This is a genomic window from Brevibacillus sp. WF146, from assembly GCF_001673705.2.
Lineage (GTDB): Bacteria > Bacillota > Bacilli > Brevibacillales > Brevibacillaceae > Brevibacillus > Brevibacillus thermoruber.
This window is the reverse complement of the sequence record NZ_CP109943.1, coordinates 3,635,097-3,656,345: the sequence shown is the minus strand read 5'-3', so window position 1 is coordinate 3,656,345 and position 21,249 is coordinate 3,635,097. Positions and strand designations below refer to the sequence as shown.

The following is a 21,249-nucleotide window of genomic DNA, read 5'->3' as shown; positions in this document are numbered from 1 at the left end:
GGACTGTGGTACAATAACAGGAGAAAGGGGCGGTTGCATTGAGTGCGGTTGTTCATACTCACCGGATACAGGTGCGGTACGGCGAAACCGACCAGATGGGCGTGGTCTACCACGCCAACTACCTGACCTGGTTTGAAGTGGGGCGGACGGAGTTTCTTCGCCGATCGGGGCTGACCTATCGCGACCTGGAGGAAAAAGGCGTGCTGCTGCCCGTCACGGAGGCGACGCTTCGGTACAGGCTGCCGGCGCGGTACGACGACTGGGTGGAGATTCGCACGCGGATCGAGGAGCTGACGCCGGTGCGGCTGACGTTTGCCTACGAGCTGTACCGCATCCCGGACGAGGCGCTGCTGGTGACCGGCAAAACGCTGCACGCCTTCACGACACCGGCGATGAAACCGATCCGTCTCTCCCGCGCGGAACCGGACGTCTACGCCTGGCTTCAGGCCCAGTACGAAGGAGGAGAGTAAGCATGCTGGTTCGCATCCTCGTGGTCTTGTTTATCGTCGTGCCGGCGATTGAACTGTGGGGGCTGATCGCGGTAGGCAAGGTGATCGGCGGCTGGAACACGGTGGCGCTGGTGATCCTGACCGGGCTGGTCGGCGCCTGGCTGGCCAAGCAGCAGGGCATGCAGGTGCTTCGGCTGCTGCAGTTCCAGCTCTCGCGCGGCCAGATGCCGACGGAGGCGCTGATCGACGGCGCGCTCATCCTCGCGGGCGGAGTGCTGCTCTTGACGCCGGGCTTTTTCACCGATCTGTTCGGGCTCGTGTTTCTCATTCCCTACACGCGGATGATTGTGCGCCATCTCTTGAAGCGCTGGCTCTGGTCGCTCATCTCCAGCGGCCGCGTGCACATCCTTTTCCGCAGGTAAATCGGCATCGGGACATGAAAAAAAGGAGGGATGACGCCTCCTTTTTTACGTGCCCTTGATGTATCGCCAGATGTCGGAAAAGACGTCCGCCTTCACCAGCGCATTGATCAGCACGAGCGAGACGGGACCGATGATCAGGCCGAGAAAGCCGAACAGATTCAGCCCCACGAACAGGGCGACCAGCGTCAGCAGCGGGTCGAGACCGACGTTTTCCGCCACCACCTTGGGCTCGATGATCTGGCGGAAAATCAACACGATGGCGTACAGGATCGACAAGCCGATCACCAGGCTGTAGTTGCCTTTGAAAAAGAGATAGACAATCCACGGGATAAAGACCGTGCCTGTCCCCAGATACGGCAGCAGGTCCACCAGACCGGTAATCAGCCCGATCGTGATGGCGTATTCGACGCGCAGGATCAACAGGCCGACAATCACGATCGCGGCGGTGAGCGAAATCAGCGTCAACTGCGCCTTGGCAAAGCCGAACAGCGCGGCTTTCAGGTCTTTGAAAATCTGATCCAGCCGGTTGTTCACGCCGTTTGGCAAAAGGCGGCGGAAGCGCGCTTCCCAGAGGAAAAAGTCCTTGGCGATGAAGAAGGCGCCCAGGATCGAGATCACCAGCACGGTCGCCAGGTTCGGCAGCGAGACGAGCAGGTTTTTCAGCCCGTCCAGGAACTGCACGATCAGGATCTGACCGGCCTGGGTGATCGAGCTGATCCCCTTGCCTACGGTGTTGTCGATCTCTTCCTTGTAACTGGAATCAAGCTGCTCGTAGAACCACTGCACCTGGTTGTACAGCCCCATCAGGAAGTCTTGGGAGATCGTCCGCTGCAGGTACGTTCCCAGCTCGTTGGCAAACCCGGGCAGCCGCTTGGCCAGTTCCCCGATTTCGACGACCGTCTCGGTGACGACCAGGGTGACGACGCCGGCGGTGAGCACCATCAGCAGGAGCAGGGCGATGGTCACCGACAGCCAGCGGGGGATCCTGGCCTTTTTCGTCAGATAGGTGACCGGCCGGTGAATGATCAGCGCGATGACTAACGAGATGAGAAATGGGTAAAGTAAGGGTAATGCGAATTGGATCAGCTTGAAGCCCGCGTACACGAGCAGACAGACCCACAACAAGCGAATCAGTTGAAAGAGGCGTTCCACCCAGTTTTCCCGATTCAAATGCGTTCTCCTTTCTGACCCCAAGGGGACGGCGAACTCACTTGTACCTATTATGCCGCATGCTTTCCGCGGCTGACAAGTTTTGGCTGGGTTGTAGGCTTTTCCTGGCAAGTTGTACTTTTTTCATTCACAAAATCGCTATAATCTTTTATAATTGTGTCGAATTACGGTTGGATTCTTTTTATTGCCATGCAGTCGCAAGGCCATCCGGTCTCTCCTCCTCTTTTCGGCGCGTCGAGAAAGCGAATGATGATCCTCAGCACTTCTCAATCATTCACAGCGGAGGGGGGTAGTAAAAAGAACCGCCCCTACTTCTTCCTGACAATTTCATATAGCTTAGAGTGGAAAAGGAGAGAGTTACATGACAGTTACTCGCGGACTGGAAGGCGTTGTTGCCGCTCAATCTTCGATCTGTTCCATCGTCGACGGTGTGCTCAGCTACGGAGGCATCAACATTGACGAACTCGCTGAAAACGCTACCTTTGAAGAAGTTGTGTACCTGCTCTGGCATGGAGCCCTACCGAAGCGCGATCAGCTGGAGGCTTTGAAAAAGCAGTTGGGTGAAAATGCTGCGGTGCCGAAAGAGGTTATCGACAGCATCCGCACCTATCCGAAAGGCGTACACCCCATGGCGGCGTTGCGCACAGCTGTCTCTTCGCTAGCGCTCTACGACACAGAGGCGCAGGACATGTCTCCGGAAGCCAACTACCGCAAATCGATCCGCCTGGTGGCACAAACCCCTACCCTGGTGGCAGCGTTTGCCCGAATCCGCAAAGGGCTGGAGCCGGTTGCCCCCAATCCGTCCTACAGCGTTGCGAAAAACTTCCTGTACATGCTGACGGGGGAAGAACCGTCGGAAACGGCCGTGAAGGCGTTTGACATCGCGCTGATTCTGCACGCGGATCACGAGTTCAATGCGTCCACGTTCGCTGCGCGCGTCACTGTCGCGACTCTGACCGACATCTACTCCGGCATCGTCTCCGCCATCGGCACGCTGAAAGGTCCGCTCCACGGCGGCGCCAACGAAGCGGTGGCAGCCATGCTGGCGGAAATCGGTTCCATCGACAACGTGGAATCCTACATCCGCAAAAAACTGGACAACAAGGAAAAGATCATGGGCTTCGGACACCGCGTGTACAAGGACGGCGATCCGCGCGCCAAGTGGCTGAAACAGATGTCCAAGGAGCTGACTGCTCAGGTGGGCCGTCCCGAGCTCTACGAGATGTCCGTCAAAATCGAAGAAATGGTAACCGGCGAAAAAGGCCTGAAGCCGAACGTCGATTTCTACTCCGCGTCCGTTTACACCTCGCTCGGACTGGAAAGCGACCTGTTCACGCCGATCTTTGCCATCAGCCGCATGTCCGGTTGGACCGCGCACATCATGGAGCAGTATGAGAACAACCGCCTGATCCGTCCGCGCGCGGACTACACCGGCCCGGTCAACCAGCACTACGTGCCGATTGACCAGCGCTAAGACCTTTGCTTTTCCGAGCGTGGAGGAGGCGGCCGCCGCAGCGGCACGACACTCCTGAGCGCAAGCTTGAGAACTACCACGTCGCGTGGTAGTTCTCCTACGTCTGGAAATATTCTTTCAATACTTTTTCACACTGGAGGGATTCTTGTGTTTAAAACCCTGTCGCAGCCTGCTGCCGGTGAGAAAATCACGGTAGACAACGGAAAACTGGTGGTTCCCAACAACCCGATCATCCCGTTCATCGAAGGTGACGGTACCGGTCCCGACATCTGGAATGCGGCTGTCCGCGTGCTGGATGCGGCCGTGGAAAAGGCGTACAAGGGCGAGAAGAAAATCGCCTGGTTTGAAGTATATGCAGGAGAAAAGGCGTACAACAAGTTCGGCGAGTGGCTGCCGGAGGATACCCTGACCGCCGTTCGCGAATACCTGATCGCGATCAAGGGTCCGCTCACCACGCCGGTCGGCGGCGGCATCCGCTCCATCAACGTCGCGCTGCGCCAGGAACTGGACCTGTACGCGTGCGTGCGTCCGGTTCGCTACTTCGAGGGCGTTCCGTCTCCGGTGAAACATCCTGAATTGACTGATATGGTCATTTTCCGCGAAAACACCGAGGATATCTACGCCGGCGTCGAGTGGGCGGAAGGCACCCCGGAAGTGAAAAAGGTCATCGAGTTCCTGCAAAAGGAAATGGGTGTGAAAAAAATCCGCTTCCCGGAAACGTCCGGTATCGGCATCAAGCCGGTTTCCAAAGAGGGGACCGAGCGTCTGGTGCGCGCAGCGATCAACTACGCGCTTGCCAACAAGCGCAAATCCGTCACGCTGGTGCACAAAGGCAACATCATGAAGTTCACCGAAGGCGCGTTCAAGAACTGGGGCTACGCACTGGCTGAGCGCGAATTTGGCGACAAAGTGTTCACGTGGGCACAGTACGACCGCATCAAAGCGGAGGGCGGCGACGCTGACAAGGCGCAAAAAGAAGCGGAAGCAGCCGGCAAGATCATCGTGAAAGACGTCATCGCCGATGCGTTCCTGCAGCAAATTCTGACCCGTCCGGCCGAGTATGACGTCGTGGCTACCCTCAACCTGAACGGCGACTACATCTCCGACGCACTGGCTGCGCAGGTGGGCGGCATCGGCATCGCGCCTGGCGCCAACATCAACTACCTGACCGGCCATGCCGTATTCGAGGCGACGCACGGCACCGCTCCGAAATACGCGGGTCTGGACAAGGTAAACCCGTCTTCCGTCATCCTGTCCGGCGAAATGATGCTGCGTCACCTGGGCTGGAACGAAGCGGCTGACCTGATCATTTCCTCCATGGAAAAAACCATCTCCGCGAAGACCGTGACCTACGACTTCGCTCGTCTGATGGAAGGTGCAACCGAGCTGAAATGCTCCGAGTTTGCCGACGCCCTGATCAAAAACATGTAACATGTAAGACGTAAGCGAGACGATCACCGGCTTTTGCACTTCAAAACAATTGGAGGCGAACCAAAATGGCATTCCAACGCAAAAAAATCGCTGTCATCGGCAGCGGCTTCACCGGTGCTACCACGGCATTCATCCTGGCGCAAAAAGAACTGGGAGACATCGTGCTGGTTGACATTCCGCAATTGGAAAACCCGACCAAAGGGAAAGCGCTGGACATGATGGAATCCTCGCCGGTGCTGGGGTTTGACGCCAACATCACCGGTACGGCCGACTACGCCGACATCAAAGACGCCGACCTCGTAATCATCACCGCGGGCATCGCGCGCAAACCGGGCATGTCCCGCGACGACCTGGTGAACACCAACGCGGGCATCATGCGCTCCGTGGCCGAACAGGTGAAAACCTACGCGCCCAACTCCATCGTGATCGTGCTGTCCAACCCGGTGGACGCGATGACCTACACCTTCTTCAAAACGTCCGGTTTCCCGAAAGAGCGTGTCATCGGCCAATCCGGCGTGCTGGACACCGCCCGTTTCCGCACCTTCGTGGCGATGGAACTGAACGTCTCCGTGGAAGACGTAACCGGCTTCGTGCTGGGCGGTCACGGTGATGACATGGTGCCGCTGGTGCGCTACTCTTACGCAGGCGGCATTCCGTTGGAAAAACTGATCCCGAAAGATCGTCTGGATGCCATCGTGGAACGCACCCGCAAAGGCGGCGGCGAGATCGTCAACCTGCTGGGCAACGGCTCCGCTTACTATGCGCCGGCCGCTTCCCTGGTGCAAATGGCGGAAGCGATCCTGAAAGACAAGAAGCGCATTCTGCCGGCCATCGCCTACCTGGAAGGCGAATACGGATACAGCGACCTCTACCTGGGCGTACCGACCCTGTTGGGCGGAAACGGCCTGGAAAAAGTGATCGAGCTGGATCTGACGCCGGAAGAAAAAGCGGCACTCGACAAATCTGCCGAATCGGTTCGCAACGTGCTGAAAGTTCTCGCCTAATAGTAAAAAACGCTGCTCGTCGCACCTTTGAGGAAGGCGGCGCCGACTCTCGGCGAGCAGCAAAAAAACGTCCTGCACACGCGGGACGTTTTTTGTTGGGGTTACTCACGTTTTCGCAGCTTCACCAACCCGGGTGAATATCCTTCGTACGCCAAATGAGCCCCGATGATCTTCCCATCAACCTCATCGATGTGAAAGGAAATGCTTCCGTGTTCTTGCTGTTCCTGCCGTTCCTGCAGCAGGTAGATCGATTCCTGGATTTCTTTATCGGCATAAGGAGATACATCGATGTCCATGCTTTTCAGCATGTCGAGTTTCTCCCCGGTGTAGAAACCTTTCGGGTGCAGGATACGGGCGATCCCTTTCTCAACATGCCAGCCAAACGAAGTGATATAGTCCTCATGAGCTTTTGGTATCTCAAGATCGCCGCCTGAATGACACCCGACATGTGCCACCTCCTCAGTGGATCGTACCGTTATGGCCGCAACCACATATTACCACACGGCAGAAAACGGAAACAGATCCGGGCAGGGTATTCTTTACTGAAAATTAACTTGTAAAGCTGTCTGGGCATCTGGCAGACTAAAATTGAGTTTTTTGTTGTTTTGGTAAAGCTAGCGAAAAGGACTGCAAAAACCTGGGAGGTACTGGCTTGTGACCAAAATTTTGGTTGTGGACGACGAAGTGTCGATTGTGAAGCTGTTGCAATTCAATCTGGAAAAAGCGGGGTTTCAGGTGGTGACCGCGTTCGACGGCAAACAGGCGTTGGACGTGGTCCGGAGCGAACAGCCCGATTTTATCATACTGGACTTGATGCTGCCGAAAATGGACGGCATGGATGTGTGCAAGACGCTGAGACAGGAGCGGAACAACACGCCGATCCTGATGCTGACCGCCAAGGACGACGAACTGGACAAAATTCTCGGTCTGGAGCTGGGAGCGGACGATTACCTGACCAAGCCGTTCAGCCCGCGGGAAGTGATCGCCCGCGTCAAGGCGATTCTGCGCCGCGTCCAGACGGGCCCCGAATCGACGGCGGCGCCGGACGAAGTGGTGCTGCAGTTTGGCGAGATCCGCATCTATCCGGAAAAATACGAGGTCTACCGGCGGGACGACAAGGTGGAGCTGACGCCCAAGGAGTTTGAACTGCTCCACTACCTGGCCAGCCATCCCGGCCGGGTGCTGACCCGCGACCAACTGCTGAACGCGGTTTGGAACTACGATTTCATCGGGGACTCGCGCATCGTCGACGTCCACGTCAGCCATCTGCGCGAGAAGCTGGAGGACGACACGAAAAATCCCCGCTACATCAAAACGGTGCGCGGGTTGGGATACAAACTGGAAGGATAACGGGAGGACATTTCCTTGACGCGCTTTCGCATCAAACTGACCATGACCATCCTCGGCCTCATCTCGCTGGTCCTCCTGCTGATGGGAACGTATTTTGCGAAGGTGTTGGAGCGTTCTTACCTGCAGACGCTGCATGAGCTGCTCTCCCGGGAGTCCAAGCTGGTGTCGCAGGTGGTTCGCTTTCCCGAGGTCTTTTCCGACGAGAAGACGCTGGCCGACCGCGTGCGCCAGGTAGCCCCGGAAGAGGTGCGCCTCACGATCATTGACCGGACGGGGCAGGTGCTCTATGACAACAGCACCCACAAGGAGCGGATGGAGAACCACGCCGACCGGCCGGAATTTATCGCGGCGCTGCACGGGGATATCGGCATTTCCCGCCGCTACAGCGAAACGATGGGCTACGACATGATGTACGTGGCCGTGCCTGTCGAGCAGGGGAACAAGATCATCGGGGCCGTCCGCTCCTCCATGTCGATGAAAGACATCACCGACACCGTCCACAACATGTGGTACAGCCTGCTCACGGGACTCCTGGTGACGCTGGTGGTCGGGTCGATCGTCGTCTCTCGCATTTCCTACAGCATCATTCGCCCGATCGAGGAAATTACCCGGGTGGCCCGCAATATCACCCAGCGCCACTACGAAAGCCGGGTGCGGATCAAGGCCAAGGACGAGATCGGCCAACTGGCGGGAGCCATCAACTTCATGGCCTCCAGCCTGGAACAGCAGATGTACGAAATCTCCGAAAATCAGCAGCGCCTTACCGGCGTGCTTACCAACATGACCAGCGGGGTGATCTTTATCTCCGAACAGCGCCGGATCATGCTGGTCAACCCCGCCGTCGAAAAGCTGCTCGGCACGTCCGGACACGAACTCGTCGGCCGGCTGCACATCGAGGCGAGCAAAAACTTCGGGTTGAGCCAGTACATCGACCGCTGCCTCGACACGGGGGAAAAGTTCCGCCAGGAGGTGCACATCTATTATCCGCAGGAACGCATCCTGGACGTGAGCTTCGCGCCGTACATCAACTTCAAGGGAGAGGCGAAAGGGGTGGTGGTCGTCCTGCACGACATCACCGAGATCCGCCGCCTGGAGAAGATGCGCAGCGAATTTGTCGCCAACGTCTCCCACGAGCTCAGAACGCCGATCACCTCGATCAAGGGATTTACGGAGACGCTCCTGGACGGCGCGATGCAGGACGAGGAAACCTGCCGCAACTTCCTGCAAATCATCTACGACGAGAGCGAACGGCTGTACCGCATGATTCGCGATATTCTCGACCTCTCCAAGATCGAGCAGAAGCGCATCCACCTGCAGATGGCCCCGGTCCATGTGCAGGAGCTGATCGCCTCGACGGCCGCGATCGTGCAGGAGCAGGTGAACCGCAAGCAGTTGTCGCTCACCCTGCCGGACCCGGAGCCGGCGGTCTGGCTGACGACGGACAAGGACTGCCTGCAGCAGATCGTGCTCAACCTCCTGGCCAACGCCGTGGCCTATACCCCGGAGGGCGGCTCCATCGCGCTGCGGGTGAAACAGGATGGGGCGCAGGTGCAGATTCAGGTGGAGGACACCGGCATCGGCATCCCGGAGCAGGACATCCCGCGCATCTTCGAACGGTTTTACCGCGTGGACAAGGCGCGCAGCCGCGATTCCGGCGGCACCGGCCTGGGGCTTGCCATCGTCAAGCACCTGGTGGAAAATCTGCACGGCCAGATCGGCGTGGAAAGCGTGGAGGGAGAGGGAACCACGTTTACGGTGACGCTGTCGTCAGGGGAACACGTCACGTCGTGAAGCGAGAGCTAAAGGGCTCTCGCTTTTTTGTTCTGGCCGCATGCCCTCCCCTGTTTGGCCGCCATGCCGCTTGCCGGGAGGTTCACAACCTTTACACAACGCTAACATTCTCTTCACTCCCCGTATACAATCCCCCTGTAGCATTGGGGGTACAGACAAATGGAGGGGAAAAGGGTATGACGCGGCACGCATTCGAAGAACAACTGGATGTTCTGCACCGCAGCCTGATGTCCATGGGCACGCTGGTGGAGGAAGCCATCCACAAGGCCATCAAAAGTCTGGTCGAACGGGACGTGGAATTGGCCCAACAGGTCATTGAGCACGATACGATGATTAACGAACTGGAGCACGACATCGAAAGCGGCTGCTTCCGCCTGATCGCGCTGCAGCAGCCGGTGGGAAGCGACCTGCGCCGTTTGGGCACGATGCTGAAGCTGGTGACGGATCTGGAGCGGATGGGCGACCACGCCGTTGCCATCGCCAAGACGACGCGCCGGCTGATGGCGGAACCGTACGTCAAGCCGCTGATCGACATTCCGCTGATGGCGGACCATGTCAAGGCGATGGTGCGGGACTGCCTGAACGCCTACATCGCCCGCGACAAGGAAGCGGCCGAAGAGATCGCCCTGCGCGACGACGCCGTCGACAAGCTGTTCTCCACGATTTTCCGCGACCTGATCGACGTAATGAGCAGCAACAAGCAGTCCATCAACCAGGGCACCCACCTGCTCCTGGTGGCGCAGTACCTGGAGCGGATCGCCGACCACGTCACCAACATCTGCGAGTGGATCATTTACCTCAACACCGGCAAAATGACCGATCTGAACAAGTAACGCGCCCAACAAACCGGGCAGTCCGCGGGGCTGTCCGGTTTTTTTACGGCGGCTGATCGGGAGGCTGATCGGCCCCGGCGGGCGGCGCCGGCTTTCACGACGGGTGGGCCATGCAGCGGGGGCCAAGGCGGCAGCACATTTTCTTGCCGTGGGCAGAAGCCTATCGCTTCATGAACGCATAGGATAAAACCGATCCGGATTGACACACAACATCCAGGAGGGGTTGCCAATGAATGCAACGGTGCGCCACATTTACGCGGGTGGCAATACGGCCAGAGGATACCGCTGTTTTTTTGATTCCGTTTTGGCGGAGGTGGACCGCCTGTTCGTCCTGACCGGAGGAGTGGAGGGGCTGGCTACGACGCTGATTCAGCGGATCGGAGACGAGCTGGCCCCCCGCGCCGGCAGCGTGGAGTGGATTCACTCCCCCTTTGTCAGCGGCGCGTTTGACGGGGTGATCTTCCCCGAACTGCGGGCCGCCGTGGTGGACGGGAGCTATCCGCGTTCGCTGCAGCCGAGGGCACCGGGTCTGATCGAGACCTATGTCGACCTGCAGGCCGCGATTGACGTGGACCGTCTGTCTCCCCGCAGGAATCTGATTGCGACCTGGTACGAAGCGCTGTACCAGAAGACGCAGGAAGCGTACGAGGCGTTCGCCCAGGCGCTGGGCATCCACGACGAGTGGGAGGAAATCTACATCGCCCGCCTGAATCGGGAAGAAGCCAACCGCGTGGCGGAAGAAGTGACGGCGCTGTTCTTTGGAGAGGAAACCCTGCCAAAGAACGCCCGCATCCGGCACATGTATCTGGGCGCGGCCACACCGGCCGGACCGGTCGACCACATTCCCAATCTGACCGCCGGCATCGGCAAACGCTATTTCATCAAAGGGCGTCCCGGTTCCGGCAAGTCGACGATGCTGAAAAAACTGGTGGCGGAAGCGAAGCGGCGCGGCTTCGACGCGGACGTGTACCACTGCGGACTGGACCCGCACAGCCTGGACATGGTGATCCTGCCCGAAAAAAGCCTCGCCATCTTTGACAGCACGGCGCCGCACGAGTACTTCCCCGATCGGAGCAGTGACGAAGTGATCGACATGTACGCCCGGGCCATTGAGCCGGGCACCGACGAGGCGTTTGCCGACCGGCTGGCGGAGATCAGGGAGCGCTACGCCGCCGTGATGAAAAAGGGAACGGCCAGCCTGGCCGAAGCGCAGGCGTGCCGCCATCGCCTGGCCGACATCTACGGACAGGCGGCCGACCGCGAAAAAGTGGACGCCATTCACCAGGCCATTATCCGCGAGCTGACCGCCCGGCTGGCCTGACGTTCGGCTGCCGCCCATGCGCATGAAACCCGTTCGGCTGCTCATACTATGCGGAGGAGGTGAGCAGTCCGGATGGGTTTTCCTGTTGTGTTGGCCTTGCTGTTTCTGGCCAATCCCTTGGACGCGACCGATTTTTTGCGGATCGAATGGGGAGAAGAGACGATTGCCATACTCGACCGCGCCGATTACACCCTGCCGTTCTCCGGCGTTCCCCTGGTGGACGAAGCAAAGCTGGAGCAGGTCATCAAAAGCGTGGCGGAACAGGTGTACCAGGCACCGGTGAACGCCACGATCGACGGAGCGGGCAGGATCGTTCCCGAGAAGCGGGGGCGGGCGCTGCATGAAAAAGCGTTTGCCGAACAGGTCTACGACTACTTTTACGCAAGCGGTTCCGAAAGCATTACGCCCGCCATCCGCGAGGTGATGCCCAAGGTAGACCGCGAATTGCTGAACCAGGTGCGGCAGAAGTTCATCGGCGGCTACGCCACTTATTACAATCCCCGAAACAAAAACCGCTCTCATAACATCATGTTGGCTGCCAAGGCTATCAACAATTACGTCGTCCTGCCCGGCGAAATCTTTTCGTTCAACAAGGTGGTCGGCCAGCGCACCCGGCAAAAGGGCTATCTGGAAGCGCCGATCATCGTCAGGGGAGAACTGTCGGAGGGGATTGGCGGAGGCATCTGCCAGGTGTCGTCCACCCTGTACAACGCCGTCGACCGCGCCGGCATGCACATTTTGCAGCGGTATTCGCACAGCCGCCACGTCGCGTACGTTCCACCCGGACGGGACGCCACGGTGAGCTGGAACGGACCTGATTTCGTGTTTCAGAACAAGTACGCGTATCCCATCCTGATCCGCGCCTTCTCCGGAAACGGACAGATGTCTGTCACGATTCATTCGTTCCCGGAAATCGAACACGAACCCCGGCATGTGCCCAGCGTGCGCAACCACGTACCGGAAGAAACGCCGGCCGATCCGCGGCTGCCGGACTAGACAGCACCCGTTGCGAGGTGCTGTTTTTGTTTGGGCGGCTCCGTCAGGGGGGGTCCGTGCATGTGCTGGGCGAACGAAAAACATATTGCCAGGGATTTGAAAAAGGCGTAATATATATTTCGTGTTAAAAAATTTCGGGTACGAAATAATTGCGGAGGAAAGGAGGCGCATGATGAGCAAGCCGATCTTGGTGAGGGATCTGTTAAAGCGGCTGAACAAAACGATTACCACCATGGCGACCAGAGAATTGGGGAAATTCGGATTGACTGTGCCGCAATTGATGGTACTCAGGCAAATCAAATGCGAACCCAAGACGATTGGCCAGATCAGCAAGGCCGTCGACCTGTCCTACAGCACGGTCTCGGGCATCATCGACCGGCTGGAGCGGGAGCAACTGGTCGAACGCGTCCGCGACGAAAAGGACCGGCGGGTGGTCTGGATTCGCGGCACGGGCAAGGTGAAGGAAAAGGTCGAGCAGGTCCCGATCTTTTCCGAAGAGTTTTACAACAAGTTGTTCGCAGACATTTCCGACGCGGAGATGGATCAAATCGTCAACGCGCTGGAAACGCTGATCGAAAAACTAGAAAGAGAAAGTTGAGGAGAAACCATGAAGCGAAAACTTGTCTTGTACATCATCCTGCTCCTGATGGTGGCGGGAGGGGGCGGCATCGGGTACTACTACTGGTATCAGGGGAGCCACTACGTCACCACGGAGGACGCCCGCGTCGCCGGTGACATTTACCGCGTCATGCCGCGGATTGCCGGCAAGCTGACGATGCTGAAGATTCACGAGGGCGATGTCGTCGTGGCGGATCAGATCGTCGGACAGCAGGATACGACCAATCTGACGACCAGCCTGCTGGAAAACGCGGTGCTGCGCGCGCCCATCACCGGCACGGTGATCAAGACGCTGGCCAAGGAAGGAGAGGTTGTCTCTCCCGGCCAGGCGGTGGCCATGGTGGTGGACGAGAAAAACCTCTACATTTCCGCCAACGTGGAAGAGACGGAGCTTGGCCGCCTCAAGCTGGGGCAGAAGGTGGACATCGCGCTTGACGCCTACCCGGGCAAACTGCTGACCGGTCACCTGATCGAGATCGGCCAGGCCACCAACTCCACCTTTGCGCTGCTGCCGGCCGTCAACACCAGCGGCAACTTTACCAAAGTGACGCAGCGGATTCCGATCAAGGTGGCGATTGACAGCACCGCCGGAATCCATCTGACCCCTGGTCTGAACGCGGAAATCAAAGTGCACGTGAAGGGGATGTAAGCGATGAACAAGACAACGAAATGGAAACGATTGGGAACTGTCGTGGCGGCCCTTTCCCTGTTCGCCGCAGGCTGCAGCGAAACGACCGCCGGACCGGAAGAGAACCAGCCGGTCGTGAAAGTGTGGAAGCTGGAATCGACCCAGACCGGTTTGATCGCAAACGGGAAAATCGCACCGGCGGAAGAAATCCAGGTGGTCTCCAAACTGCCGGGGAAAGTGGAGCAGGTCCACGTGAAGGAAGGCTCGGTCGTGAAGAAGGGCGACGTGCTCGTCTCGCTGGAAGCGACCGATTACCTGGAGCAGATCAGACAGGCGGAAGCCGCCATCGACAGCGCCCAGGCGCGTCTGCGCGACACCCAGGCCGGCGTGCGCAGCCAGGAGCTGCAGCGTCTGGCGAGCGGCGTGGAGCAGGCAAAAGCCGCGCTGCAGGTGGCCGAGAGCAGCTACAATCGGATGAAGGCGCTGTATGATTCCGGCGCGATCTCCCAGGCCGATCTGGAAAAGGTGTCGCTGGAACTGGAAAAAGCGCGGACGGGATTCGATCAGGCCCAGGCCCAATACGACCTGGCCAAGGCGGGGCCGACAGCCAATTCCGTGGCCGCGCTGCAGGCGGAAGTGAAACGCCTGCAGGCCGGTTTGGACCTGGCCAGAAGCACCTATGAAAACACGAAGATTCTCGCGCCGATCTCCGGCATCGTGGCTCGACGCAGCATCGACCCCGGCGAGATGGCCCAGCCGGGCGTCCCGCTTCTGGTGCTGGTCCAAATGAATCAGGTCAAAGTGGAGGCGAGCGTGCCCCAGGAGCAGATCAACCAGGTGAAAGTCGGCGCGGCCGTCGACGTGAAAGTGGACAGCCTGGGCGGAAAGACGCTCAAGGGAACGGTGGAGTTCGTCAGCCCGATCTCCGACCCCAACAGCAGTTCCTTCCCGATCAAGGTGCGCGTGGACAACAAGGACGGCGCGCTGCGGGCTGGGATGCTGGCGGAGGTGTACCTGCCGAACCTGGCGTCCCAAAACGAATTGAAAGTCCCCGCCTCGGCCGTGGTGACCAAGGACAACAAGCACTTCGTGTACAAAGTGGATCACGACATCGTGCACCAGGTAGAGGTGACCGTCGGCGAAACCAAGGGCGATTGGATTGCTGTGACCAAAGGGGTAGCCGCTGGCGACCAGCTCGTGCTGAACCCTGGTGACGGGTTGGCCGAGGGCAGCAAAGTGATCGTCAACTGACGGGAGGGAGAACCATGGCGGAAGCAGCGGCACAGCGCCATGAGAGCAGCGGAGGCGAGATGTGGATTTCGCTTCTGGCCATCCTCATGGGTACCTTCGTCGCCATCTTGAACAACAGTTTGATCAACGTCGCCCTGCCTACCCTGGTAAACGTGTTCGGCTCCACGACGGACACGATCCAGTGGGTGTTGACCGGTTACATGCTGGCAAACGCCGTGATGATCCCGATGAGCGGCCTGCTGGGCGAAAAGTACGGGTACAAGCGGATCTTTTTGCTCTCGCTCTCCGCATTTACGGCTTCGTCCGTCCTCTGCGCGCTGGCTTGGAACGACAGCAGCCTGATCGCCTTCCGCGTCGTCCAGGGGCTGAGCGGCGGGATGATCATGCCGATCGGGATGTCGATGATCTACATGATTGTCCCGCGGGAAAAGATGGGGCTGGCTCTGGGGCTGTTTGGCATCGCCGCGATGGTGGCGCCGGCGGTCGGGCCGACGCTGGGCGGGTACATTGTCGAATACCTGAACTGGCAGTTCCTTTTCCTGCTGGGCGTTCCCATTGGCGTGTTTGCCGTGGTGATGAGCAGCGCCCTGTTGAAGGAAACGCCGAAAAAGCCGGAGTTGAAGTTTGACTACCCGGGAGCGATTCTTTCCGTCATCGGCTTCGGGACGCTGCTGCTCGCGCTCAGCAAGGGACAGACGGAAGGGTGGGACTCATTTTACATCGTCAGCCTGCTGTTTGTCTCATTGATCAGCCTGGCGCTGTTCGTTTGGGTGGAGACGGGCAAGGAACAGCCTCTGCTTGACTTCAGCCTGTTTAAAATTCCCGTGTTTACCCTCAGCGTCATCAGCTCCAGCTTTGTCATGATGGGGATGATGGGCGGGATTTTCATGATGCCGATCTTCCTGCAAAACATTCAGGGCATGTCGGCGATGGACTCCGGGCTTCTCTTGATGCCGCAGTCGATCGCCATGGCGCTGATGATGCCGATCAGCGGCAAGCTGTTTGACAAGTACGGGATCGGTCCCGTCGGATTGGCGGGCATGCTGGTCATGGGGGTGACCACCTACGAACTGCACAACCTGACCGCGGATACGCCGCACAGTTGGTTGAATACGGTGCTGACGATTCGCGGGCTCGGCATCGGGCTGTGCATGCAGACGCTGGCCACGGCGGGGATGAACGTCATCCCCCGCGCCAGCGTCGGGAGGGCATCTTCCCTCTCCAACGTGATCCGGCAGGTGATGAGTTCGTTTGGGATCGCCATCCTGACGACGATCATGAGCTCGCGCCAATCCTTTCACACCGCGGCGATTTCGGACAGCGTGTCCGTGACGTCCACCACGGCGATCGAGGCGCTCCAGGGTCTCGCCGGACTGTTTGCGCAGGCGGGCGTGGACGCCGCGACCGCCCAGGGAGGAGCCGGATCCGTTCTGGCCGGGATGATCGCCAAAGAGGCGGTCGTTCGGGGCATTGCCGATGCCATGCTCGTGTCGGCCATCCCGATCTTTTTGTCCATCCCCTTCATTTTCTTCATGCACAAAAAGCCGGCCAAGAAAGGGGCGGCACAAGAGCAGCAAAAAACAGCAGCCTAAGCGGCTGCTGTTTTGCTTGATGAGACGGATTTCAGATCAGTTTGCTGAGCCAGTAGATGATCCGGCCGACGATGTAGCCGAGCAGGACGGTCCAGCCGATTTTGGCCCAGATACTGAGACCGCTCACGAACTCACGCAAGCTTTTCCGGCGGTACGGCGGTTGCTTCACGAGACTCCACTCCTTTGGCTGTATTGCAGCGGATAAACAGGTAGATGCCGGCGAGAATGATCAGGCCGCCGACCCATTGCGGAAGCGTAATCACTTCGCCCAGGATGATGTACGCCAGAATCGCCGTTCCGACCGGTTCCCCCAGAATCCCCATGGAGATCGTCGTGGTGTTCAGCCATTTGATCACCCAGTTGAAAATCGAGTGGCCGAGCAGCGTCGGAAACAGGGCGAGGCAGAAAAACCAGCCCCAGTCCTCGGTCCGGTAACCGGCCAGCGGGTACCCCAGCGCCAGATCGTACGCCACCAGCAGCACGCTGGTGATCGTGTAGACGACGAGCGTGTAGGAAAACGAGGAAAGGTGCTGCCGCACGTACTGGCCGACCAGCCAGTAGCCGGTGACGGTGGCGGCGCCCATCAGCGCCAGAATGTCTCCCCACAGCGCCATGCCGCCGACGCGAAAGTCCCCCCAGCCGATGACGAAGCTGCCGGCGATGGCCAGCAGGCCTCCCGTCAGCGCCAGCGGGCGGATCCGCTCGCCAAAGAAGAAATACCCGCCGACAAAGGCAAACAGCGGCTGCAGCGTGACCAGCACGGTGGAGCTGGCGACGGACGTGAAGTTGAGCGATTCGAACCAGAGCAGGAAGTGGCTGGCCAAAAAGGCTCCCGACAGGAGACAGAGCAGCCACTGCCTGCCCGGCATCCGCATCATTTCGCCGATGGCCCCGCGGTTCCAGAACAGCAGCGGCAGCGTCAGCAGCACGGAAAAAACCAGCCGGTACGTGGCGATAATCGGCGCCGGCGCGCTGGACAGCTTGACGAAGATGGCCGAAGTGGAGACGGCCGCCACGCCGAGAAACAGGGCGAGATAAGGCGGTACCCAGGGCTTTTCGTTGGGATTGTTCATGCCTACACCTTCTTGCAATAGGGAAATCGCATGCTCTCTATTTTACAGGTCCATGGAAAAATTCACAATCGCCACACATTGGCAGCCGCACGGACAAAGGGGGCGGGACCTGCCGCCCGCCCTGCCGTTCCAAAAAAAAATCGCCCAGGCGATTACAAACGCCGTGAGCGATGAAGACCGGACGCTCACCGGCGAGATGCGGGGCGATGAGCGCACGCCTTCAGCCGGAACCGACGAGAACAGCCGGTTCAAACGGCTAGGGCGCGAAGCTGTTCAAAAGCGTGGAGACGGTGACAAGCGTCGCCTCCTTCTGTATGCGCGGGATGTACTGGCGCAGAACGGAGGCCGTTTTCTTGCCGGGCGGCCCCACGTGGCCGATGGCAATGCAGACGGGGTGGTCTTTCATTCGCCTGCACAGCGTTTCCATTTGGCGGGTAATGTGCGAGACGGTGTAGACGTCGTCCAGAAACAGTTCGTTTTCCAGAAACGGCACACCCAGCTCCCGGGCAATTCTGGACGCGGTGCTGCGGGGCGTCGTCCTGCTGTCCAGGTAGATCAGCCCCCGTTCCTTGCACACGCCCATCACGGCCCGCATCACGCGCTCGTCTGCGGTCGCCTTGGAGCCCATGTGGTTGTTCAAGCCGATCGCGTGCGGAACATCGTCGATCGCTTTGCGGACGCGGTCGCGGATCTCCTCGTCGCTCAGGTCAGTGGTGATGGCCCCGGGCCCCAGCCAGGAACGCTTTCCCTTTACCGGCTCCATCGGCAGGTGGACAAACACGTCGTGTCCCTTCCGATGGGCCTGCTCCGCGTCCCGTTTGGTGCTGGGCAAAAACGGCATCACCGCGACCGTCAGGGAAACGGGCAGGTTGAGAATGTCGTCCGTACCCGCCATGTTGTTCCCAAAGTCGTCGATGACAACCGCCACCTTCTTGCCGGCCGCTTTCGCCGGGGAAGCACCGGGAGCGATGGCGTGCGCCCCTGCCGTGAAGGAGAACAGACAGGCGGCGAGCAGGGCTGCCCCCCATGTTCGTTTGCGCATGTGATCGCCTTCTTTCCGTTTGTTTTTCCTAGTTTGTTCAAGCAGAGGGATGCTTACCCGCCGGATCCGCCGCAGAGAGACTTGTTTTGCCAGGGTTGTGGCCCTGTGGTAAACTGAAGGAATAGTGATGGAACGAGAGGAGTCGTACGAGTTGAGCCACTTTGTGTTGATTGACGGGAACAGCATCGCCAACCGGGCGTTTTACGCGCTCCCGCTGCTGTCCACGTCGGCGGGACTGCACACCAACGCGGTGCTTGGCTTCACAACCATGCTGCTCAAGGTTCTGGAAGAGATGAAGCCGACGCACATGCTGGTCGCGTTTGACGCGGGCAAAGTCGTGTTTCGCCACAGCGAGTTTGCCGAGTACAAGGGCGGCAGGGCCAAGACGCCGCCGGAGCTGTCGGAGCAGTTTCCGCTGATTCGCGAGCTGCTGGACGCGTTTTCCATCCAGCGCTTTGAACTGGAAGGATACGAAGCGGATGACATCATCGGGACGCTCACCCGGCGGGCGGACGAATCGGGCTGGAAGACGACGGTGATCACCGGGGACAAGGACATGCTCCAGTTGGTCTCCGACAACGTGTCCGTGGCGTTGACGCGCAAGGGCGTCAGCGAGATGGAGCTGTATTCGCCCAAGGAGATCGCGGACAAGTACGGGTTGAAGCCGCTCCAGATCATCGACCTGAAAGGGCTGATGGGCGACGCCTCGGACAACATCCCGGGCGTGCCCGGCGTGGGGGAAAAGACCGCGCTGAAGCTCCTGCACGAATACGGATCGGTGGAAGCGGTGCTGGAGAACATCGACCGGATCTCCGGCAAAAAGCTGCAGGAAAACCTGCGCGAAAACGTGGAGCAGGCCAGGATGAGCAAGGCGCTGGCGACCATCATGCGGGACGCCCCCGTCGATCTGGACGTGGAACAGACGGTGTATCCCGGCTACGACGCGGCGGCTGTCACCGAGTTTTTTAAAAAAATGGAATTCAAATCGCTCCTGCCCAAGGTGAAGGCTGCCGCGCCGGAGGAAGCGGGCGCGTCGGGACAAGAGCGCGCTCCGTTTTCCTTCGAGGTGGTGGAGAGCGGCAGGACGGACCGCTACACCGAAAAGCTGACGTCGCCCATGGCGCTGTACGTGGAGATGGACGGCGACAACTACCACCACGCGCCGATCCTCGGCTTCGGGCTGGCCGCAGAAGGCGTCTCGCTCTACGTGCCCTACGACGCGGCCGTGGAGTGGCAGGCGTTCCGCGACTGGCTGGCGGACGATACCCGGGAAAAATGGGTGTTTGACGGCAAACGGGATACGGTAGGACTGGCCTGGCACGGTCTGGAGACAGCCGGCATCGGCTTTGACGTCTACCTGGCCTCCTACCTGCTGAACGCGACGGAGAGCAATCCGACACTGGACGGCGTCGCCGCCCAGTACGCCGAGGTGGGCGTGCTGCCGGACGATGAGGTGTACGGCAAAGGAGCCAAGCGGCTGGTGCCGGAGACAGACGTCCTCAGCGAACACGTGGCCCGCAAAGCGGCTGCGATCTGGCAGAGCGTGCCGAAACTTCGGGACGAGCTGGCCCGGCACAAGCTGGACGAGCTGCTCACCGACCTGGAAGCGCCGCTCAGTCTGGTCCTGGCCGCAATGGAAAAGCAGGGCGTCAAAATCAACCGCGAGCGGCTGCTGGAGATGGGCGAAGAGCTGGACAGCCAGTTGGAGAAGCTGACGGCGAAGATTTACGAGCTGGCCGGCACGCCGTTCAACATCAATTCGCCGAAGCAGTTGGGGGAGATCCTGTACGACAAACTGGACCTGCCCGTTCTGAAGAAGACGAAGACCGGCCCGTCCACCAGCGCCGACGTGCTGGAAAAGCTGGCGCCGTACCATCCGATCATCGGTGAGATTCTGCACTTCCGCCAGTTGGGCAAGCTGCGCTCCACGTACATCGAGGGGCTGACCAAGGAGATTCACGCCAAGACGGGCAAGATTCACACGCGGTTCAATCAGGCCACCACGGCGACCGGCCGCCTGTCCAGCACCGAGCCCAACCTGCAAAACATCCCGATCCGCCTGGAGGAAGGCCGGAAAATCCGCGAGGCGTTCATTCCTTCCGAAGAGGGCTGGTACATGCTGGCCGCCGACTATTCGCAGATCGAACTTCGCGTCCTGGCCCACATCTCTGGGGACGAAAACCTGATTGACGCCTTCCGCAAGGGGATGGACATCCACACGCGAACGGCGATGGACGTGTTTGGAGTGAGCGAGGCGGAGGTCACTCCGCTGATGCGCCGCCAGGCCAAGGCGGTCAACTTCGGCATCGTCTACGGGATCAGCGACTACGGCTTGTCGCAAAACCTGAACATCACCCGCAAGGAGGCGGCCGACTTCATCGAACGCTACTTCGCCGTCTTTTCCGGCGTGAAGCGGTACATGGAAGAGATCGTCAAGCAGGCGAAGCAGGACGGCTACGTCACCACGCTCCTGCACCGACGCCGCTACCTGCCGGACATCAAGAGCAGCAACTTCAACCTGCGCTCGTTTGCGGAGCGTACGGCGATGAACACCCCGATCCAGGGAACGGCCGCCGACATCATCAAGCTGGCGATGATCCGGATGCAGGAGAGCATCAGGGAAAAAGGGCTCGAGAGCCGGATGCTCCTGCAGGTGCACGACGAACTGGTCTTCGAAGTGCCGGAAGCGGAACTGGCCGTCATGCAGAAGCTGGTGCCGGATGTGATGGAAAACGCGCTCAAGCTGGACGTGCCGCTGAAAGTGGACGTGCATTACGGACGCACCTGGTACGACGCGAAGTAAC

At 59.4% G+C, this 21,249-nt stretch carries 20 protein-coding genes; 15 read left to right on the top strand and 5 right to left on the bottom strand.

Annotation, left to right across the window (positions count from 1 at the left end):
- Positions 1–38: 38 nt before the first annotated feature.
- Together A6764_RS18085 and A6764_RS18080 are read left to right on the top strand one after the other, a co-directional pair.
- On the top strand, positions 39–470 hold the full coding sequence (locus tag A6764_RS18085; RefSeq protein ID WP_029097732.1) for an acyl-CoA thioesterase: 432 nt from the start codon (positions 39–41) through the stop codon (positions 468–470).
- Between the two features lie 2 nt (positions 471–472).
- Positions 473–871, top strand: coding sequence for an FxsA family protein (locus tag A6764_RS18080; RefSeq protein ID WP_065067966.1), 399 nt, complete (start codon positions 473–475; stop codon positions 869–871).
- Between the two features lie 45 nt (positions 872–916).
- On the opposite strand, the gene ytvI is transcribed toward A6764_RS18080, so the two are convergent.
- Positions 917–2,041, bottom strand: a complete 1,125-nt coding sequence (gene ytvI / locus A6764_RS18075; protein ID WP_029097730.1) for a sporulation integral membrane protein YtvI — start codon at positions 2,039–2,041, stop codon at positions 917–919.
- Positions 2,042–2,402: 361 nt separating this feature from the next.
- Here ytvI and citZ point away from each other — a divergent pair, with 361 nt between their 5' ends.
- From citZ to mdh, 3 genes are all read left to right on the top strand, one after another.
- Entirely contained in the window at positions 2,403–3,515 is a 1,113-nt protein-coding gene (gene citZ / locus A6764_RS18070; RefSeq protein ID WP_065067967.1) for a citrate synthase, read from the top strand.
- Positions 3,516–3,662: 147 nt separating this feature from the next.
- On the top strand, positions 3,663–4,946 hold the full coding sequence (icd, locus tag A6764_RS18065) for an NADP-dependent isocitrate dehydrogenase (RefSeq protein ID WP_029097728.1): 1,284 nt from the start codon (positions 3,663–3,665) through the stop codon (positions 4,944–4,946).
- Between the two features lie 65 nt (positions 4,947–5,011).
- Positions 5,012–5,950, top strand: coding sequence for a malate dehydrogenase (mdh, locus tag A6764_RS18060; protein ID WP_029097727.1), 939 nt, complete (start codon positions 5,012–5,014; stop codon positions 5,948–5,950).
- A 101-nt stretch (positions 5,951–6,051) separates the two neighbouring features.
- On the opposite strand, the gene A6764_RS18055 is transcribed toward mdh, so the two are convergent.
- Positions 6,052–6,405, bottom strand: a complete 354-nt coding sequence (locus A6764_RS18055; protein ID WP_264622312.1) for a DUF4830 domain-containing protein — start codon at positions 6,403–6,405, stop codon at positions 6,052–6,054.
- A gap of 199 nt (positions 6,406–6,604) precedes the next feature.
- Here A6764_RS18055 and A6764_RS18050 point away from each other — a divergent pair, with 199 nt between their 5' ends.
- The 9 genes from A6764_RS18050 to A6764_RS18010 all read left to right on the top strand — a co-directional run bounded on the left by A6764_RS18050 (position 6,605) and on the right by A6764_RS18010 (position 16,330).
- Positions 6,605–7,300, top strand: a complete 696-nt coding sequence (locus tag A6764_RS18050; protein ID WP_035300619.1) for a response regulator transcription factor — start codon at positions 6,605–6,607, stop codon at positions 7,298–7,300.
- Between the two features lie 15 nt (positions 7,301–7,315).
- Positions 7,316–9,091: a two-component system histidine kinase PnpS gene (gene pnpS / locus A6764_RS18045; RefSeq protein ID WP_065067969.1), complete on the top strand. Its 1,776-nt coding sequence runs from the start codon at positions 7,316–7,318 to the stop codon at positions 9,089–9,091.
- 176 nt (positions 9,092–9,267) lie between these two features.
- Positions 9,268–9,924 carry a phosphate signaling complex protein PhoU gene (gene phoU / locus A6764_RS18040; RefSeq protein WP_029097723.1) on the top strand — a complete coding sequence of 219 codons (657 nt, stop codon included), beginning with the start codon at positions 9,268–9,270 and terminating at the stop codon, positions 9,922–9,924.
- A gap of 229 nt (positions 9,925–10,153) precedes the next feature.
- Entirely contained in the window at positions 10,154–11,245 is a 1,092-nt protein-coding gene (locus A6764_RS18035) for a PRK06851 family protein (RefSeq protein ID WP_065067970.1), read from the top strand.
- A 72-nt stretch (positions 11,246–11,317) separates the two neighbouring features.
- Complete coding sequence (locus A6764_RS18030) at positions 11,318–12,241, top strand: VanW family protein (protein WP_044898737.1); 924 nt, start codon at positions 11,318–11,320, stop codon at positions 12,239–12,241.
- Positions 12,242–12,413: 172 nt separating this feature from the next.
- Positions 12,414–12,839 (top strand): MarR family winged helix-turn-helix transcriptional regulator, encoded by a 426-nt coding sequence (locus A6764_RS18025; protein WP_029097720.1) that lies wholly within the window; start codon positions 12,414–12,416, stop codon positions 12,837–12,839.
- Between the two features lie 9 nt (positions 12,840–12,848).
- Entirely contained in the window at positions 12,849–13,508 is a 660-nt protein-coding gene (locus tag A6764_RS18020) for an HlyD family secretion protein (protein WP_029097719.1), read from the top strand.
- A gap of 3 nt (positions 13,509–13,511) precedes the next feature.
- Positions 13,512–14,738 carry an efflux RND transporter periplasmic adaptor subunit gene (locus A6764_RS18015; protein WP_065067971.1) on the top strand — a complete coding sequence of 409 codons (1,227 nt, stop codon included), beginning with the start codon at positions 13,512–13,514 and terminating at the stop codon, positions 14,736–14,738.
- 14 nt (positions 14,739–14,752) lie between these two features.
- The gene (locus A6764_RS18010; protein WP_065067972.1) at positions 14,753–16,330 is read left to right on the top strand and encodes a DHA2 family efflux MFS transporter permease subunit; all 1,578 of its coding nucleotides are present in this window, start codon (positions 14,753–14,755) and stop codon (positions 16,328–16,330) included.
- Positions 16,331–16,361: 31 nt separating this feature from the next.
- On the opposite strand, the gene A6764_RS18005 is transcribed toward A6764_RS18010, so the two are convergent.
- The 3 genes from A6764_RS18005 to A6764_RS17995 form a co-directional block, all read right to left on the bottom strand.
- A complete protein-coding gene (locus A6764_RS18005; protein WP_164553230.1) occupies positions 16,362–16,499 on the bottom strand; it encodes a hypothetical protein in 138 nt (45 codons plus the stop codon).
- Complete coding sequence (locus tag A6764_RS18000) at positions 16,462–17,403, bottom strand: DMT family transporter (protein WP_065067973.1); 942 nt, start codon at positions 17,401–17,403, stop codon at positions 16,462–16,464. The genes A6764_RS18005 and A6764_RS18000 overlap by 38 nt, the downstream gene beginning before the upstream one ends.
- 256 nt (positions 17,404–17,659) lie before the next feature.
- Complete coding sequence (locus tag A6764_RS17995; RefSeq protein WP_065067974.1) at positions 17,660–18,445, bottom strand: divergent polysaccharide deacetylase family protein; 786 nt, start codon at positions 18,443–18,445, stop codon at positions 17,660–17,662.
- Between the two features lie 151 nt (positions 18,446–18,596).
- Here A6764_RS17995 and polA point away from each other — a divergent pair, with 151 nt between their 5' ends.
- The gene (polA, locus tag A6764_RS17990) at positions 18,597–21,248 is read left to right on the top strand and encodes a DNA polymerase I (RefSeq protein WP_035300985.1); all 2,652 of its coding nucleotides are present in this window, start codon (positions 18,597–18,599) and stop codon (positions 21,246–21,248) included.
- Position 21,249 lies beyond the last annotated feature (1 nt).

Coding starts and splice junctions, on each gene's coding strand:
- A6764_RS18080 (WP_065067966.1), top strand. CDS start 473: ATGCTGGTTCGCATCCTCGTGGTCTTGTTTATCGTCGTGCCGGCGATT.
- citZ (WP_065067967.1), top strand. CDS start 2,403: ATGACAGTTACTCGCGGACTGGAAGGCGTTGTTGCCGCTCAATCTTCG.
- mdh (WP_029097727.1), top strand. CDS start 5,012: ATGGCATTCCAACGCAAAAAAATCGCTGTCATCGGCAGCGGCTTCACC.
- phoU (WP_029097723.1), top strand. CDS start 9,268: ATGACGCGGCACGCATTCGAAGAACAACTGGATGTTCTGCACCGCAGC.
- A6764_RS18035 (WP_065067970.1), top strand. CDS start 10,154: ATGAATGCAACGGTGCGCCACATTTACGCGGGTGGCAATACGGCCAGA.
- A6764_RS18030 (WP_044898737.1), top strand. CDS start 11,318: ATGGGTTTTCCTGTTGTGTTGGCCTTGCTGTTTCTGGCCAATCCCTTG.
- A6764_RS18025 (WP_029097720.1), top strand. CDS start 12,414: ATGAGCAAGCCGATCTTGGTGAGGGATCTGTTAAAGCGGCTGAACAAA.
- A6764_RS18020 (WP_029097719.1), top strand. CDS start 12,849: ATGAAGCGAAAACTTGTCTTGTACATCATCCTGCTCCTGATGGTGGCG.
- A6764_RS18015 (WP_065067971.1), top strand. CDS start 13,512: ATGAACAAGACAACGAAATGGAAACGATTGGGAACTGTCGTGGCGGCC.
- A6764_RS18010 (WP_065067972.1), top strand. CDS start 14,753: ATGGCGGAAGCAGCGGCACAGCGCCATGAGAGCAGCGGAGGCGAGATG.
- A6764_RS18000 (WP_065067973.1), bottom strand. CDS start 17,403: ATGAACAATCCCAACGAAAAGCCCTGGGTACCGCCTTATCTCGCCCTG.
- A6764_RS17995 (WP_065067974.1), bottom strand. CDS start 18,445: ATGCGCAAACGAACATGGGGGGCAGCCCTGCTCGCCGCCTGTCTGTTC.